This window comes from Jatrophihabitans fulvus, from assembly GCF_054781375.1.
The window spans coordinates 1,402,399-1,418,369 of record NZ_BAAGUN010000001.1; the positions used below are offsets into that span (position 1 = coordinate 1,402,399).

17 protein-coding genes and 1 tRNA gene are annotated in these 15,971 nt (G+C 73.2%); 7 read left to right on the forward strand and 11 right to left on the reverse strand.

The annotated features are described in order from the left end of the window. Window positions 1-204: 204 nt before the first annotated feature. The 6 genes from ACYVP9_RS06885 to ACYVP9_RS06910 are packed head-to-tail and all read right to left on the reverse strand — an operon-like array spanning window position 205 to window position 5,011. A complete protein-coding gene (locus ACYVP9_RS06885) occupies window positions 205-1,050 on the reverse strand; it encodes a patatin-like phospholipase family protein (protein ID WP_460603960.1) in 846 nt (281 codons plus the stop codon). A 17-nt stretch (window positions 1,051-1,067) separates the two neighbouring features. Further along, on the reverse strand, window positions 1,068-1,838 hold the full coding sequence (locus ACYVP9_RS06890) for an SCO1664 family protein (RefSeq protein ID WP_460603961.1): 771 nt from the start codon (window positions 1,836-1,838) through the stop codon (window positions 1,068-1,070). 1 nt (window position 1,839) lies between these two features. Next, complete coding sequence (locus tag ACYVP9_RS06895) at window positions 1,840-2,406, reverse strand: DUF3090 domain-containing protein (RefSeq protein ID WP_460604313.1); 567 nt, start codon at window positions 2,404-2,406, stop codon at window positions 1,840-1,842. Between the two features lie 27 nt (window positions 2,407-2,433). After that, window positions 2,434-3,129 (reverse strand): histidine phosphatase family protein, encoded by a 696-nt coding sequence (locus ACYVP9_RS06900; protein WP_460603962.1) that lies wholly within the window; start codon window positions 3,127-3,129, stop codon window positions 2,434-2,436. After that, window positions 3,126-3,950, reverse strand: coding sequence for an undecaprenyl-diphosphate phosphatase (locus ACYVP9_RS06905; protein WP_460603963.1), 825 nt, complete (start codon window positions 3,948-3,950; stop codon window positions 3,126-3,128). The genes ACYVP9_RS06900 and ACYVP9_RS06905 overlap by 4 nt, the downstream gene beginning before the upstream one ends. Next, window positions 3,950-5,011 carry an LLM class oxidoreductase gene (locus ACYVP9_RS06910; protein WP_460603964.1) on the reverse strand — a complete coding sequence of 354 codons (1,062 nt, stop codon included), beginning with the start codon at window positions 5,009-5,011 and terminating at the stop codon, window positions 3,950-3,952. The genes ACYVP9_RS06905 and ACYVP9_RS06910 overlap by 1 nt, the downstream gene beginning before the upstream one ends. 62 nt (window positions 5,012-5,073) lie before the next feature. Here ACYVP9_RS06910 and ACYVP9_RS06915 point away from each other — a divergent pair, with 62 nt between their 5' ends. The 4 genes from ACYVP9_RS06915 to ACYVP9_RS06930 are packed head-to-tail and all read left to right on the forward strand — an operon-like array spanning window position 5,074 to window position 8,825. After that, entirely contained in the window at window positions 5,074-6,060 is a 987-nt protein-coding gene (locus ACYVP9_RS06915) for an aldo/keto reductase (RefSeq protein ID WP_460603965.1), read from the forward strand. A 4-nt stretch (window positions 6,061-6,064) separates the two neighbouring features. Then, window positions 6,065-7,969, forward strand: a complete 1,905-nt coding sequence (locus ACYVP9_RS06920; protein ID WP_460603966.1) for an AAA family ATPase — start codon at window positions 6,065-6,067, stop codon at window positions 7,967-7,969. Window positions 7,970-7,978: 9 nt separating this feature from the next. Next, window positions 7,979-8,626: an acetoacetate decarboxylase family protein gene (locus tag ACYVP9_RS06925; protein WP_460603967.1), complete on the forward strand. Its 648-nt coding sequence runs from the start codon at window positions 7,979-7,981 to the stop codon at window positions 8,624-8,626. Then, the gene (locus tag ACYVP9_RS06930) at window positions 8,610-8,825 is read left to right on the forward strand and encodes a DUF5703 family protein (protein ID WP_460603968.1); all 216 of its coding nucleotides are present in this window, start codon (window positions 8,610-8,612) and stop codon (window positions 8,823-8,825) included. Before ACYVP9_RS06925 ends, ACYVP9_RS06930 begins: the two co-directional genes overlap by 17 nt. Here ACYVP9_RS06930 and ACYVP9_RS06935 read toward each other — a convergent pair. After that, window positions 8,805-9,386, reverse strand: a complete 582-nt coding sequence (locus tag ACYVP9_RS06935) for a DUF5701 family protein (RefSeq protein WP_460603969.1) — start codon at window positions 9,384-9,386, stop codon at window positions 8,805-8,807. The two genes, ACYVP9_RS06930 and ACYVP9_RS06935, sit on opposite strands and share 21 nt — an antisense overlap. A gap of 306 nt (window positions 9,387-9,692) precedes the next feature. Between ACYVP9_RS06935 and ACYVP9_RS06940 the strand changes: the two genes are divergently transcribed. Further along, window positions 9,693-11,066, forward strand: a complete 1,374-nt coding sequence (locus ACYVP9_RS06940) for an HNH endonuclease signature motif containing protein (RefSeq protein WP_460603970.1) — start codon at window positions 9,693-9,695, stop codon at window positions 11,064-11,066. Window positions 11,067-11,139: 73 nt separating this feature from the next. Further along, window positions 11,140-11,619, forward strand: coding sequence for a hypothetical protein (locus ACYVP9_RS06945; protein ID WP_460603971.1), 480 nt, complete (start codon window positions 11,140-11,142; stop codon window positions 11,617-11,619). Window positions 11,620-11,632: 13 nt separating this feature from the next. Here ACYVP9_RS06945 and ACYVP9_RS06950 read toward each other — a convergent pair whose 3' ends face one another. From ACYVP9_RS06950 to ACYVP9_RS06965, 4 genes are read right to left on the reverse strand one after another with little or no spacing between them, the layout of a single operon-like run. Beyond that, the gene (locus ACYVP9_RS06950) at window positions 11,633-13,153 is read right to left on the reverse strand and encodes an ATP-dependent DNA ligase (protein ID WP_460603972.1); all 1,521 of its coding nucleotides are present in this window, start codon (window positions 13,151-13,153) and stop codon (window positions 11,633-11,635) included. 31 nt (window positions 13,154-13,184) lie between these two features. Further along, the gene (locus ACYVP9_RS06955; protein ID WP_460603973.1) at window positions 13,185-13,565 is read right to left on the reverse strand and encodes a VOC family protein; all 381 of its coding nucleotides are present in this window, start codon (window positions 13,563-13,565) and stop codon (window positions 13,185-13,187) included. Window positions 13,566-13,578: 13 nt separating this feature from the next. Continuing rightward, window positions 13,579-14,892 carry a M20/M25/M40 family metallo-hydrolase gene (locus tag ACYVP9_RS06960; protein ID WP_460603974.1) on the reverse strand — a complete coding sequence of 438 codons (1,314 nt, stop codon included), beginning with the start codon at window positions 14,890-14,892 and terminating at the stop codon, window positions 13,579-13,581. Window positions 14,893-14,916: 24 nt separating this feature from the next. After that, the gene (locus ACYVP9_RS06965) at window positions 14,917-15,573 is read right to left on the reverse strand and encodes a hypothetical protein (protein WP_460603975.1); all 657 of its coding nucleotides are present in this window, start codon (window positions 15,571-15,573) and stop codon (window positions 14,917-14,919) included. Between the two features lie 230 nt (window positions 15,574-15,803). Between ACYVP9_RS06965 and ACYVP9_RS06970 the strand changes: the two genes are divergently transcribed. Next, a tRNA-Leu gene (locus tag ACYVP9_RS06970) sits at window positions 15,804-15,888 on the forward strand. The last annotated feature ends 83 nt before the right edge of the window (window positions 15,889-15,971 follow it).

Here is a 15,971-nt window from a genome sequence, read left to right on the forward strand (position 1 = left end):
TGTGCAGCGTGTGCTTCCGGGGTGGAGGCAGGTCAGGAGGTTGCGGACGGGGTGGGGTGCGCGCCGCGTGCTTCCGGGGTGGAGGCAGGTCAGGACGTTCCGGACGGCGCGGGGTGAGCGCCGCGTGCTTCCGGGGTGGAGGCAGGTCAGGAGGAACTCCGCAGAGGGTGCGTCCCGCCGATCACCCCGGAGCTCCGGCGACCCCTAACCCCAGACGGCGGCGATCTCGTCGGTGACGGACGCCGCCTGGTCACGTCCGGCGCGGGCCGATGCCGCTCGGGCCGAGAGGTCGAGCACGTCCTTGCCGATGGCGGCGACGGCGGCGGCGTCCGGCATCACCAGCGCGTGCGGGACGCCGAGCCGGCCCAGGGTCGCGGCCGTCGACGGCACCCCCGGCACGGCGCGGTCGGCGGGGGCGACGGCGACGACCCGCGAGCAGCCGCGCGCGAGGTCGGCGTTGGCGAACGAGCGCACCCCGCCGTCGATGTAGAGCCGGCCGTCCAGCGGGACGGGCGGGTACACGCCGGGCACCGCACAGCTGGCTGCGACGGCGCGCGCCAGCGGCACGCCGTCGGCGCGGGTGATGACCCGGAACTCGCCGCTGCGGGCGTCGACGACCGTGATGCGCAGGTCGGCTTCGGGCCACTCGCGTGACGGCAGCCGGGACTCGATGGCCCGAAGCCGCGACCCGATGGAGGGCAGCCGGCCGGCGGCGGCAGCTCTGATCGACATCGCGCCGAGAAGTCGGGCGAAGCGGGTGCGGTCGCCGCGTGCCCGGACCAGCGCCCACGCGTACCGGGCGAACACCGCGCGGCCGAGCGAGGCGCCCTTGATCTCCCGCGTCGGCTCCTCGAGCTGGCCCGCGTAGAGGTCCTCGAGCGACGCCCCGCTGAGCAGTTGCGCGCCGACGACCGACCCGGCGGACGTGCCCACGACCCGGTCGGCGTTCTCGAGGCGGACCCCGCGCTCGGCGAGGCCGGCCAGCAGGCCCAGCTCCCACGCGATACCGGTGATGCCGCCGCCGCCGAGGACCAGTGCCCGTCCGCTCACCTACCGGACGCTAGCGATCAGATCGGCGGCCACGGCATCGGGGGCCAGTCGCCGCCGGGTTCGGGGTGCCGTCCGGTCGACAGCAGCCGCCGTACCCGGTGCTTGGTCTGGCGCACCTCGCGCTGCGTGAGCAACTCCCCCAACCGTTCGCCGAGCGCGCCGTCGAGTGCGGACGCGACCCTGCCGAGCACGTCCAGCGCATCGCCGGGCAGCTTGGCCCCCGCCCACTGCCACAGGACGGTGCGCAGCTTGTCCTCGGTGCTGAACGTGACGCCGTGGTCGATGCCGTAGACCTCGCCGGACTCGGTGGGCAACAGGTGCCCGCCCTTGCGGTCGGCGTTGTTGATCACGGCGTCGAACACGGCGATGTGCCGCAGCCGCTCGAGGTCGCGCCGCCGCATGAACCGGGCGATGTCGATCGACTCGTCGACGTCGACCCACAACTGCACCATCCCGGGCCCCGCCGGCCCCTCGCGCAGCACGGTCGGCGGCACGATCGTCCAGCCGGTGACGGCCGAGACCTCGTAAGCGGCGACCTCGCGCTCGGCGAGCGTGCCGTCCGGGAAGTCCCACAGCGGACGCTCGCCGACGATGGGTTTGTAGACGCACGCCGCCCGCCGCCCGTCCGCCTCGACACCGCAGTACAGCGTGGCGTTCGAGGCGTCGAGGACGCGTCCCTCGACGTGCAGGTCGCCTGTGGTCAAGAGGTCGATCGCGTCCTCGACCGTGAGGCCCGTCGCGCCGTCGGCGCTCAGGGCGACGGCCGGGGTGAGCTCCGGCTCGGTCACGTCAGGGGTTGAGGGAGACGCCGCGCCGGTAGCCGTTGAGCCGGGCGCACACGTGCCCCTGCGGCGTCAGCGGCTGCCCGCACAGCGGGCACGGCGGCCGGCCGGCGGACACCAGCGCCCGGGCCCGCTCGATGAACGCCCGCGCCGTCGGGGGCTCGATCAGCACCCGGAGCGCGTCCGGGCCCTCCTCCACGTCCTCGAGCAGGGTCTGCTCGGCCACCTCGGGCTCGTCGACGGGCGCCTGTGCCTCGATGACGACCAGGCCGGTGTCGCCGTCCCACGCCAGCCCCATGGCCGCGACGCGGAACTCCTCGTCGATCGGCTGGTCTAGCGCGTCGGTGTCGGACTCGCCGGAGGGGCCGGCCGCGGCGCCGGTGCGCTCGGCGACGTCGTCGAGCAACTGCTCGAGCCGGTCGGCGAGCACCACGACCTGCTGCTTCTCGAGCGCGACGGACACGACCCGGGCGCCGTCGACGGCCTGCAGGTAGAAGGTACGGTCGCCGGGCTCGCCGACGGTGCCCGCGACGAACCGGCTCGGGCGCTCGAACACGTAGAGCTGACGCATGATGCCCTCCAGCCTAATCGGACCCGGTGGTCAGACGGCGCCGCCGCCCGCGCCGCCGCCGACCGTCGCGTCGTCGGCCTTCTTGCGCCGTCCCCGACGCTTCGGGGGCACGAAGGCGGCGAGGTCGCCGCCGGTGTCGTTGACGCGGATCACGTACGGACGGGTGGACGTGTAGCGGATCACCGACACCGAGCACGGGTCGGGCACGATGCGCTGGTACTGGTCGAGGTGCAGGCCGAGCGCGTCGGCGACGATCGCCTTGATGATGTCGCCGTGGGTGCAGGCGACCCAGACGGCGTCGTCGCCCAACCGCTGGTCCCAATCGCGGACGGCGGCCACCGCCCGCGCCGACATGTCGGCCAGCGCTTCGCCGTTCGGGAAGCGGACGGCGGACGGCTGCGTCTGCACGACCTTCCACAGCGGGTCCTTGGTGAGGTCCTTGATCGCCTTGCCGGTCCAGTCGCCGTATCCGCACTCGATGAGGCGGTCGTCGACGTCCCAGGTCGGCTCCCCGGCCTGTGCGCCGCGCACCGTCTCGGCGGTCTCGACGCAGCGCTCGAGCGGGCTGGTGACGATCGCCGTCAGAGGCAGGGCGGCGATGCGCTCGGCGACGGCCGCGGCCTGCTTCTCGCCGCGCTCGTCGAGGTGCAGGTCCGGGGTGCGCCCGGCGAGCACCGGGCCGGTCATCTTCGTCAGCCCGTGCCGAAGGAGCAGGACGGTGCTCATCCGGTCGCCGACAGCACGCCGGTGGACAGCAGCACGATGAGCAGCGCGCCGAGCGCGACGCGGTACCAGATGAAGACGTAGGTGCTGTGGTTCGCCAGCCACCGCATCAGCCAGTGGATCGAGGCCAGGCCGACGAGGAACGCGAAGATCAGCGCCAGGCCCGTGAGCCCGAGGCCGGGGCTGTCCTTGCCGCCGACGTCCTTCAACTCGTACAGGCCCGACAGCACGACCGCCGGCACCGACAGCAGGAACGAGAACCGTGCCGCGGCCTCTCGGGTGAGCCCGCGGAACAGGCCCGCCGTGATGGTCGTGCCCGAGCGGGACGCCCCCGGGATCAGCGACAGCACCTGGGCCGAGCCGACGACGACGGCGTCCTTGGTGGTGATCTGCTCCTCGCCGCGGTTGCGGGTGCTCACCCGCTCGGCGAGGGCGAGCACGCCCGCCAGCACGATGAGGGTGGTCGCGATGACCCAGAGATTGCGGGCCCCGGTGCGGATCTGGTCCTGGAAGATCAGCCCCGCGAGCCCGATGGGGATCGTCGCGAGGATCAGGTACCAGCCCATCTTGTACTCGAGCGACGAGCGCACCGACTTGTCGACGAGCCCGCGCGCCCACGCCACCGTGATGTGCAGCAGCTCGCGCCAGAAGTAGACGACGATCGCGAGCATCGTGCCGAGCTGGATGACCGCGGTGAACGCGGTTCCCGGGTCGTCCCAGCCGAAGAGCGCCGGGACGATGCGGAGGTGAGCGGTGGAGGAGATGGGGAGGAACTCGGTCAGTCCCTGGACGATGCCGAGGACCGACGCCTGGAGGATGTCCATCAGGCGGGAGTACCCCCGACCCCGGACTTCTCCAGGGCATCGGCCGCGGCCCGCAGCCCGGCGACCCGCTCGTCCGGGGTGCTGCCGTAGGGGGCGACCGACAGCGTCGTGACGCCCGCCTCGGCGTAGGCGACCATGCGCTCGGCGATGCGGTCGACGGACCCGAGCAGGGCGGTGCGGTCGATGAACTCCAGCGGCACGGCGGCCTGCGCCTGCTCGTACTGCTTCTGCAGGTACAGGTCCTGCACGTGGTCGGCGGCCTCGCCGTAGCCCATGCGGTGCGCGAGGTCGTTGTAGAAGTTCTGGTCCCGGCTGCCCATGCCGCCGATGTACAGCGCCGTGTAGGGGCGGACGGGGTTCGCGCACTCGTTCACGTCGTCGCCCAGGACGATCGGCACCGTCGTCGCGATGTCGAAGCCGGACATGTCCTTGCCCGCCTTCTCCCGTCCGGCGCGGACCTTCGACACGGTCACGTCCGCGTGCTCGGGGACGAAGAACACCGGCAGCCAGCCGTCGGCGATCTCGCCGCACAGCTCGAGGTTCTTGGGCCCGATGGCGGCGAGGTACAGCGGGATCTGCTCCCGCTCGGGGTGCAGCATCAGCTTCAGGGCCTTGCCCGGGCCGTCCGGCAGCGGCAGCTCGTACGTCCTGCCGTGGTAGTCGACCCGCTCGCGGGCCAGCGCCATGCGCACGATGTCGACGTACTCGCGGGTGCGGGCCAGCGGCCTGGCGAAGCGGACGCCGTGCCATCCCTCGGACACCTGCGGTCCGGACACGCCCAGCCCGAGCCGGAACCGGCCCTGCGACAGCATGTCGAGCGTCGCCGCCGTCATGGCCGTCATCGTGGGGGTCCGGGCGGGGATCTGCAGGATCGAGCTGCCCACGTCGATCGTCGACGTGTGGGCGGCCAGCCAGGTCAGGACGGTGACGGCGTCCGAGCCGTAGGCCTCCGCGACCCACACGACGTCGAATCCGAGCCGTTCCGCTTCCTGGACCAGGGCGAGATCGTCCGACCCGTCGCCTCCGAGTCCCCAATAACCGACGTTGAGTCCGAGGCGCACCGCGCCACCATAGCGAGCACCCTGCGACCCGTCCGGACGGCGGACGGGTAGTTTCAGCGCTCGTGAAGCAGCGCACGGTCGGCGCGAGCGGCCTGGCCGTGTCGCAGCTGGGCATCGGCACCTGGCGCTGGGGTCTCGAGACCGACCCGGACGAGGCGGCGGCGATCCTGGTGGCCTTCCGGGACGCCGGCGGGACTCTCGTCGACACCGCGGCGTCCTACACCGGCCCCGAGGGGTCGCCCCACGGCGCGGCCGAGGAGATCCTCGGCGGGTTGCTCGCCGACGTCGTCCCCCGCGAGGAGCTGGTCGTCGCCTCCAAGGGCGGGTTCCGGTTCGACGACGGATCGCCGGTCGTGAACAACTCGCGCAAGCAGCTGCTCGACGACCTGGACCGGTCGTTGCGGCGGCTCGGCATCGACCACCTCGACCTGTGGCAGGTGCACGTCCCCGACCCGCACGTGGCGATCGAGGAGACGCTGTCGGCGCTGGACACCGCCGTGAGCTCGGGCAAGGCCCGCTACGTCGGTGTGTCGAACTTCTCCGGCTGGCGGACGGCGCAGGCCGCGACGCTGCAGGCGAACAGCGGCACGTACGCGCCGATCGTGTCGAACCAGGTGAAGTACTCGCTGCTCGACCGCGGGGTCGAGCGCGAGGTCGTCCCGGCGTGCCAGGCGCTCGGCGTGGGTGTGCTGCCCTACTCGCCGCTGGGCGGTGGTGCCCTGACGGGCAAGTACCGCACCGGCATCCCGGCCGACTCCCGAGCCGCCGCGGGCACACGTCACCTCGCCGACCTCGACGACCCGGTCACGCACGGCGTGATCGAGGCCGTCGCCACCGCCGCCGAGGGCCTGGCCGTGTCGCCGCTGGCGATCGCGCTGGCGTGGGTGCGCGACCGTCCGGGCGTGGCCGCGCCGATCCTGGGGCCGCGCACGCTCGGCCAGCTCACGGCGGCGCTGGCGTCCGAGACGGTCGAGCTGCCCGACGCGATCCGCTCCGCGCTCGACGACGTCTCGGCGCCCGCGCTCGGCTACCCGGAGCTGCAGGGCTGAGCGCATGACCGACCCGTCCGCGGTGTTCCAGGCGGGCTGCGAGGCCGGGCTGTGGCCGGGTCTCGGCAAGCGGCTCGCCGCAGAGCTGGCCGGGGTCGGCATCACCGGTCCCGAGACCGTCACGACGGCGCGGCTCACCGCCCTGCCGAAGGTCGGCCCGCAACGCGCCGGACGGCTGCTGTCGTCGTTCGTGGCCGCCCAGCCCGCCTTCGGGGTGGCGGGCCTGCTCGTGCCCGCGGGCCTGGACGCCCGCGTCGCGGGCCGGGCCGTCGAGGCACTCGGGCCGCCCGCGCCGCGCCTGCTGCGAGACGACCCGTGGCGGCTGCTGGCCGTCACCGGCGTGACGCCCGACGACGCGGACCGCGTCGCGCGGCTCGCGATCCCCGGCGTCACGCGCGACGACCCGCGCCGGGCCCGCGCGCTGGTCGGCTGGGTGCTCGCCGGGCAGGCGCGTGACGGCCACACCGTCGACACCCGCGAGGACGTCGTCCGGGCGCTCGGCGCCTTCGGCGGGTCGGACGCCGAGGCGGCCGTCGACGCCGCGGTCGAGTCGGCGCTGGTCGTCGAGGCGGACGACGGCACCGTCGGGCTGGCCCGCTACGCCGAGGCCGAGGACGGCGTGGCGCAGGGCATCGCCCGGCTGCTCGCCACCGCCGAGCCCATCGAGGCCAAGGTCAAGCGGACGAAGGATCTCGACGCCGTGCAGCTGTCGGCGGTCACCGCCGCGCTCGCGGGCGGGGTGACGGTGCTGACGGGCGGACCCGGTACGGGCAAGAGCCGCACGGTGGCGACGCTCGTCCACCTGGCCGAGGAGGCCGGACGCTCGGTGGCGCTCGCCGCCCCCACCGGACGGGCCGCCAAGCGGCTCGAGGAGCTGTGCGGCTCCCCCGCCTCGACGCTGCACCGGCTGCTCGGCGCGCAGGCCCGGCAATCCGGTGAGGACGTCAGCTTCGACGGCGGCTTCCAGCGCGGCGAGGAGTGGCCCCTCGACGAGGACGTCGTCGTCGTCGACGAGGCCTCGATGCTCGACGTCGAGCTCGCCGACGCGCTGCTGTCGGCGTGCTCCGATGGCACCCACCTGGTGTTCGTGGGTGACGCCGCCCAGCTGCCGTCCATCGGGCCGGGACGCGTGCTGGGCGACGTGATCGACTCCGGCGTCGTCCCGGTCACGGAGCTGACCACGCTGTACCGGCAGGCCGAGGGCGGCTCCATCGCCAGGCTCGCGACGTCGGTGCGCGAGGGCGAGCTGCCGCCGGTCGACGACCCGTCCCGCGAGGTGGTCGTGGTGCCGTGCCGCGGCTCGGCCGAGGCGGCGCACCGGGTGACGCAGCTGGTCACCGACTCGATCCCGCGCGCGCTGTCGATCCCGGCCGACCAGGTGCAGGTGGTGACGCCGGTGCACCGCGGACCCGCGGGCACGCAAGCCCTCAACGCCGCTCTCAAAGCGCGCTTGAACCCGGGCTCCGGGCACCGCCGCTTCGACCCGGGCGACCGCGTCGTCGCCACCGCCAACCACCTCGAGGCCGAGCCGACGGGCTACGCCAACGGCGAGGTGGGCACCGTCCGCGACGTCGACGGCGAGGGCGTCGTCACGGTCGCGTTCGCGTCCGGCGAGGCGCAGGTCAAGGGCAAGGCGCTCGGCAACCTGCTGCACGGCTGGGCCATCACCGTCCACCGCGCGCAGGGTTCGGAGTTCCCCGCCGTCGTCGTGGTGCTGCCGCCCGAGGCGGGCCGGCTGATGTCCCGTCCGCTGGTCTACACGGCGCTGACCCGCGCGCAGTCGCACCTGTCGGTCGTCCACGCCGCCGGGCCGGCCGTGGCGCGCGCCGTCCGGCTCGTCGGGGCCGTCCCGCGGCGCACCCGGCTCGTCCCGCTGCTGCGCGAGTACTGCGAGCCGCTGCCGTCGTAGTCTCGGGCAATGGCCGACTACCCGCCGGAACCGTGGACCCTCGCCGGGCAGCTGCACACGTCCGTGTTCCTCGTCCCCCTGGCCGACCTGCCGCTCGAGCTGCCGCCGGGCTGGACGCCTGTCCGCCTCGGCTCGCGCGCCGTCGTCGGTACCGCCTGGGTCACCTACGAACCGCCGGGGATCATGACGTACGGCGAGCTCATGGCCACCGTCCTGGTGCGCAAGGGCCTGCGGACGGCCGTGCACATCGTCCGCATCTGGGTCGACAGCGAGTCCTCCCGCGACGGCGGGCGCGGCCTGTGGGCGATCCCGAAGGACCTCGCGTCGTTCAGCTTCCGCGGTGACGAGCAGGCGTCCTGGGACGAGAAGGGCGACATCGCCCGCGGCACCGTCCGGTCACGGGTGCGGCTGCCGGGTCGGCTGCCGGTGCGCTTCTCGATCGTCCAGCGGCGGGACGGACGGGCGCTGGTCTCCCCCGTCCGCTCGAAGGCCGGGGCCGCGCTCGGGTCCGCGACGTTCGAGGCCGACCCGTCCGGGCCGCTCGGCTTCCTCGCCGGACGGCGTCCGTGGTTGACGCTCTCGCTGCGCGACTTCGCGATGATCTTCGGCACCGCCGACCGGGTTGGCACAATGGACGGCGATGACCGACCGCACTGACCCCGACTGGGAGTACGCGCCGCTGCGCATCCCGTCCGAGGTGTCGCGCGCCAACGCCGCCGCGCAACTGTCCCTGCACGCCGAGTTCGGCGGTTGGGAACTCGCCCGCGTCGTGAAGTACATGGACGGCACCCGCCGCGTCGTGCTGCGGCGCAAGCGGACCAAGACCTCGGTGCCGCTACCCGGCCTGTCGTCCTGACGCGGACGCCATTCCCAGCCAGGTGTGCCGGTTGCCGGCCCAGCACCAGCCCACCTTCGGTGCGTCGCGGCGTTCACGCCCGTCGCGGCCGGTGCCGTTGCTGATCCAGACGGCCGGCGTGCGCGCGTCGACGCGGCCGTTCGGCCTGCGCAGCCGCGAGCCGATCGTCATGAAGCAGCGGTCGCGCTCGAGCACGTCCGGGCACTGCAGCAGCCACGCGATGCCCTCGGTGAGGGTCAGCGGCACCCGGCCGCGTTCGCGGATCGCCGGCAGCGCCTCGTCGGGACTCCAGTTGCGGTACTCGTCGCCGCGCTCGGGCCCGACCAGCAGGTAGGGGACCTCGGGGATCTCGTCGACCGGCGCGAAGTCGTCGACGTCGGTCAGGTCGACGACGACGAAACCCGGCTTGTCGTCGCGCCGCAGCAACGGGGCGAGGTCGGACGGGCGGGTGGCGGGGACCAGGAGGCCGTCCCCGTCGGGGATGCGGTCGACCACCACCCCGAGGTCGAGCAGTCGTGCGGCCTGGGCGGACACGGGCGGGAGCGTGAGCGTGGCGGGCATGGCACCCTCAACGAGTTCGGACGGGTGGTGGTTCCCGGGTGGTGGATCGCGGGCGCCGGATCTTCAGGCGGACGCTGTGCCCCGACGCCGGATCGGTCTCAAAGTCGGTGCCGGACGCGGATCTTCAGGCGGACGCTGTGCCCCGACGCCGGATCGGTCTGAAGGTCGGGGCCGAACGTGGATCTTCAGGCGGACGCTGTGCCCCGACGCCGGATCGGTCTGAACGTCGGCGCCCGCTGTGGGCTTGTCCGCGATCCAACGCCGCTCGAATAGCCAGATGTTCGAATACGAACCATAATAGAACACATGACGACGGCACTGGGCTCTGACAGCGCGACGGACGCGCTCGCGCGGTACCGGGACGCGGTCGCCGGGCTGCGAAAAGTGCCGTTGGACGAGCTGGCCGACGCGGAGCTGACCGACCTCGTCCGCGACGTCGAGACGGTGTCCCGGCAGTTCGCTCCGGTCCCGCACCGGCTCACGGCCGAACTCGACCGCCGCGGTCTCGCGCACGAGCACGGGTGCGCGTCGTCCGCGGCGTTCCTGGTGCAGTTGCTACGCATCTCCACCGGTGAGGCGCGGGCGCGTGTCCGTGCCGCCGAGCGTCTCGCGCCGCGTCGCACCCTCACCGGTGAGCCGCTTGCGCCGCAGCACCCCGTCGTCGCCCGGGCGCAGGCCGACGGCGAGATCTCCGACCAGCACGCTGCCGAGATCGCCCGCACGATCGAGAAGCTGCCGTCGGCGATCGACGAGCGCGGCGAGGTCGAGGGCATCGAGACGTTCCTGGTCGAGCAGGCTCGGTTGTTCGCGCCCGAGCAGCTCGCCAAGATCACCCGTCACCTGCTCGACGTGCTCGACCCGGACGGCAGCCCCGATGACGACGAGCGTCGCGAGCGGCAGCGTGACCTGACCTTCCGCCAGCGGGCCGACGGGTCGGTGACCGGACGCTTCGAGGGCACCGCCGCGCTCGGCGAGTTGCTGCAGACCGCACTCGACGTGACCGCGGCGCCGAAGCCCTCGGCGGACGGCTCTCGCGACCTGCGCACGCCGGGCCAGCGCCGTCACGACGGCCTCATGGACGCCTTGCGCATGACGCTGCGCTCGCAACAGTTGCCCACCGCCAACGGCGTCGTGAGCACCGTCGTCATCACCGCCACCGCCGAGCAGTGGGCGTCCGGTGAGGGCCTCGTCCGCACCGGGCACGGCGCCCTGGTCACCGTCCCCACCGCGAAAGCCATGGGGCTCGGCGAGTCGCGCCTGTTCCCCGTCGTGCTCGGCGCGGACGCCGGCGCGAACATCGACGGATTCGCCACGGCCTGCGCGAGCATCGCGCGGATCTTCCGCAGCGTGCGTCCGATCGAGGCCTACGGCACCGCCCACCGCCTGTTCACCGAGCGCGACCGGCTCGCGATGATCGCCCGTGACATCGGCTGCACGTTTCCGGGGTGCACGGTCCCGGCGCTGTGGTGCGAGGCCGACCACGTCACCGATTGGGCCGACACCGGCCGCACCGGCGTCGACGACGGCCACCTCGCCTGCCCGCACCACCATCGCGAGAAGCGGCGCAACGGGTGGGACGTGATCATGATCGACCGCATCCCCCACTGGGTGCCGCCGTCCTGGGTCGACCGCGACCGGGTGCCGAGACGCAACCGCGCGCACGACCCGACCTCGGTCTGACCATGCGGGGACCACGACCCGCGGGAACCGGTCCCCCTTGGTGACTCCGCCGTGCGCCGGGCAGGGTCGAGGCATGGTTTTCAACAAGCTCAAGCGCCTGGCCGGTATCGGCACCCTGGACGTCGTCGTGCTCGGCCCGGACACCGTCGATCTGTCCACCGGAACCCTGACCGCCACCATCCAGGTGACGGCGAAGAGCGACTGCGACGTGAAGGACGTCGAGGTCACCTTCGTCCACGAGTACACCGACCACGACGAGCGCGACGGCCGGGACGTCGAGACACAGCGCACCCGCACCCTTGGCCGCACCAAGCTGCCGGGCTTCCAGATCGCCGAGGGCGACAGCACCACCGTCACGGTCGACGTCGGGTTCACACCGAAGAACGTCGGCATCCTCGACGACAAGCTGCGCGAGAAGGGCGGCATGCTCGGGCGCATCGGCGAGCTCGGCCTGCTCAGCGGCGCCAGCGGCACCTACGAGGTGAAGGCGGTCTTCGACGTCGTCGGCGCCGCCAACGACCCGGACGACAGCCGCACCGTGCGCGTGCAGTAGCCGCCGTCGGGGGTCAGTGCGACTCGAAGAACGTGCGGACGGTGCCGATGGTGTCGGCCTCGTCGGGACGCTTGTCGTCGCGGTAGCGCAGCACCCGCGCGAACCGCAGCGCCATGCCGCCCGGGTACCGGGTCGAGGTCTGCAACCCGTCGAACGCGATCTCGACGACCTGCTCGGGCCGCACCCGCACGACGTACCCGTCCGTCGGGCCGTCCGCGATCGACAGGAAGTGCTCGGTCTGCCAGGCGAGCATCTCGTCGGTCATGCCCTTGAAGGTCTTGCCGAGCATGACGAACCCGCCGGTGTCGGGGTCGCGGGCCGCGAGGTGGATGTTCGACAGCTTGCCGGTGCGCCGGCCCGAGCCCCACTCGACCGCGAGCACGACGAGGTCGAGCGTGTGCACCGGTTTGACCTTCAGCCAGCCCGCGCCGCGGCGACCGGCCTCGTACGCGGCAGCGAGCGACTTGGCCATGACGCCTTCGTGACCGGCGGCGAGGGTTCGCTCGAGGAACGCCTGCGCCTCGGCCGGGTCGGAGGTGACGAGCCGGTCGACACGTTGCTCGGCGGGGACGACCCGTGCGAGCAGCTCGGCCCGCTCGGACAGCGGCCGGTCGAGCACGTCGTCGCCGTCGACGTGCAGCACGTCGAACACGAACACCGACAGCCGCCGCGGGTCGGCGTCGGCGCTCTTGCGCCCGAACCGCGAGGCCGTCACCTGGAACTTCTCCGGACGCCCGTCCGGACGCAGCGCGATCGCCTCGGCGTCGGCGATGATCGACGAGACGGGCAGCGACAGGAACGCCTCGACGACCTCGGGCAGGCGGGACGTCACCTCGTCGAGCGACCGCGTCCAGATGCGGACGTCGTCGCCGTCGCGGTGCACCTGCACCCGTGCACCGTCGAGTTTGGCCTCGAACACCGCCTCGCCGAGCCGCTCGAGCGCGTCGCCGACGTCGGACGCGGTCTGCGCGAGCATCGGGCCCACCGGACGCCCGACCTGCAGCGCGAACTGCGCCAGCGCGTCCTCGCCGCGGGTGAGCGCGGCCGCGGCCACCGCGGGAAGCTCGCCGCCGAGCATCGCGGCCCGGCGAACGGCGGCGGCGGGCACCTGCGCGGCCTGCGCGACGGCGTCGGCCATCGTGCCCAGCAGCGCGCCCTGCCGCAGTTCGCCACCGAGCAGCCGCCGCAGGAACGTCTGCTCCGGTGCGGTCGCGGCCGCGAACAGCGCGCCCAACAGGTGCGCCCGGCGCGCCTTCGACCCGGCGCCCGACGTCTGCTTGATCTCGTCGAAGGTGGCGTGCACCCCGGTCACCGTCAGCGTCGCCTCGTCCGCCGGCGCGGGCGTGTCGCGCAGCGAGGCCCAGCCCACGCCGATCTGCCGCTGCGGCAACTCGCCCGACAACCACGACACGACGACGGCGACCTCGTCGCCCTCGGCCGCCGACAGCATGGTGGCGATGCGCGCCCGCTTGGCCAGCCGGGACGAGGTGGCGCCGACGTCGGCGGACGCGGCGGCGACCTCGGCGATCAGCATGACCCGACCTTCGCACGGGCCACCGACACGATCAGTCCGGGATCTCCTGCATCGTGCGCGAGAGCAGGCAGAACTCGTTGCCCTCGGGATCGGCGAGCACCACCCAGCTCGCGTCCCGGGACTGCCCGACGTCGACCCGGCGGGCGCCCAGGGCGAGCAGCCGGTACAGCTCGTCGGCGGTGGTCGTGCCGTCGGCGCGCAGGTCCAGGTGCAGCCGGTTCTTGACGGTCTTGTCCTCGGGAACCCGGACGACGTCGATGCCGGGGCCCCCGCCGTCGGGGCCGATGACGATCACGAGACCGTCGGAGTCGTCGCGTTCGCGCTCGGGCCACCCGAGGACGTCCGACCAGAAGCGGGCGACCGTGTCGGGGTCGACCGCGTCGATCACGAGGGAAGAGATCGCCGACGCCATCAGCGGGAGACCGTCAGCAGTTCTCGAGCAGGCGCTCGAGCACGCGCACGCCGAACTTCAACCCGTCCACCGGGACGCGCTCGTCGATGCCGTGGAACAGCGCGGTGAAGTCGAGGTCGGCGGGCAGCAGCAGCGGCGAGAACCCGAAACAGCGCATGCCGAGCGTCGAGAACGACTTGGCGTCCGTCCCCCCGCTCATCAGGTACGGCAGCGGGACCGCGATCGGGTCCTCGGCCTTGAGCGCCGCGGACATGACGTCGACGAGGTGGCCGTCGAAGCCGGTCTCGACGGCGATGTCGCCGACCTCGGTCTCGTAGGTGACGTGCTCGCCGAGCAGCTCTTCGACGGTGGCGAGCAGCGCCTCCTCCTGCCCGGGCAGGAACCGGCAGTCGACGGTGGCCTCGGCGGTGCCGGGGATGACGTTGGCCTTGTAGCCGGCCTGCAGCATCGTCGGGTTGGCGGTGTTGCGCACCGTCGCACCGATCATGCGTGAGGCCCCGCCGAGGATCGGCAGCCACTCGTCGGGCTTGTCGGGATCGATGTCCATGCCGAGCGTCTCGGCCAGCCCCTTGACCAGCGCACGGACGGTGTCGGTGATGACGACCGGCCATTCGTGGTTGCCGATGCGCGAGACCGCCTCGGCCAGCCGGGTGACGGCGTTCTCGTCGTGCACCATCGAACCGTGGCCGGGGCGGCTCTTCGCCTTCAGGCGCAGCCAGCGGATGCCCTTCTCCGCCGTCTGGATCGCGTAGGCGCGGGCGTGCTCGTTCAGCGAGATGGAATACCCGCCGACCTCGCTGATCGCCTCGGTGCAGTCGGCGAACAGGTCGGCGTGGTGGTCGACGAGGTGGTGGGCTCCCTTGCGTCCGCCCGCCTCCTCGTCGGAGACGAACGCGAGGACGACGTCGCGCGGCGGCTTGCGCCCGGAGCGGGCCCAGTCGCGGACGATCGCGAGCGTCATCGCGTCCATGTCCTTCATGTCGACGGCGCCGCGGCCCCAGACGTAGCCGTCCTTGACCTCACCGGCGAACGGGTCGACCGACCACTCGGACGCGTCGGCCGGCACGACGTCGAGGTGGCCGTGGATGAGCAGCGGCGGACGGGAGGAATCGGTGCCCTCCCACCGCGCGATCGTGGAGGCACGGCCGGGTTCGGCCTCGATGATCTGCGACGCGATGCCCACCTCGTCGAGCTTCGCCGCGACCCATTCGGCCGCGGGCCGTTCGGGATTCGTCGGGTTCGACGTGTCGAACCGGATGAGGTCGACGAGCAGGTCGGCGACCTCGTCCTGGGCGGAGGGGGTGGCCGTGCCGGTGGGGGTGCTCATCCCCCAGTCCTACCAAACGACGGGTCAGCGGCGATGGTGTCGGGCGCGAACCGGCTGCAATCCCGGACGGCGGCCGGCCGCGCGCACCACGACCGTCGTGCCGGCCAGGAAGCCCGCCAGCACGAGCATCAGCACCCACGTCGGCACGCCCGGGATGACGCTGCGGCGGAACAGCGTCTGCACCGCCGTCTCGTCCCGTTGCGCGGCCCTCGTCCTCCCGGGCGTCCTCACGGGCGCCGGGCGGGACGGCGCCGACACGACGGTCGACACGGCGGACGGTGCGGGGGCCGCCGCGCGGACGGGCACGGCGCGGTTCACGGCGGTCCGGCGCACGGGCTTCGGCGCCGCTGCGGGACGGGTCTGCGGACGGGTCTGGCGGCGCGGGGCCGACTGCTGTCGCGGGGCGGCGGTCGGGGCCGGCTGCGCCCGCGTCGGGCGGGCGGCGGCGGACGTCCGCGGTCCGGTCGGCCCGGCGGCGGCGGTGGACGGTGCCGGGGGCCGCGCGCCCAGGACGCCGGGCAACAGCTGCGGCACCTGCGGGACCTCCACCGTGACCACCCCCGGCAGGTCGAGGCGCAGCAGCGGGCCGGTGGTGGGCGTGGGCGCGGGCTTCGACGGCGATGCGCCGACCGGCTGGGCCGACAGGACGACGCCGGCGGCGAGGGCGAGCGTGAGGAGCACGGCGCCGGGGCGTACCCGCGACAGCGCAGGAACTCGGGGAAGTCGGGGAGCTCGCACAACGGCCTCCGCTGGTCGCGTCGCAGGGTCGGACAGGTCCCCGTAGATCGTGAGCAGGTTAGATCCTCGTTAGCTGTGCTGTCGAATCGTCGGCGCCGGCCGGCGCGGCGGACGGGTGCCCGAGCCGGTGTCGGAACCGGTCGCGGGCATCGGCTAGGGTTGTCGTCGCACTCGTCCGGGTGGCGGAATGGCAGACGCGCTAGCTTGAGGTGCTAGTGCCCTTTATCGGGCGTGGGGGTTCAAGTCCCCCCTCGGACACGCTGTGTTGAGACAGTGACAAGGCCCCGGGCGACCGGGGCCTTTGTCGTGTCCGGCCGAGCGAAGCCCGGCGACGGTCCGAC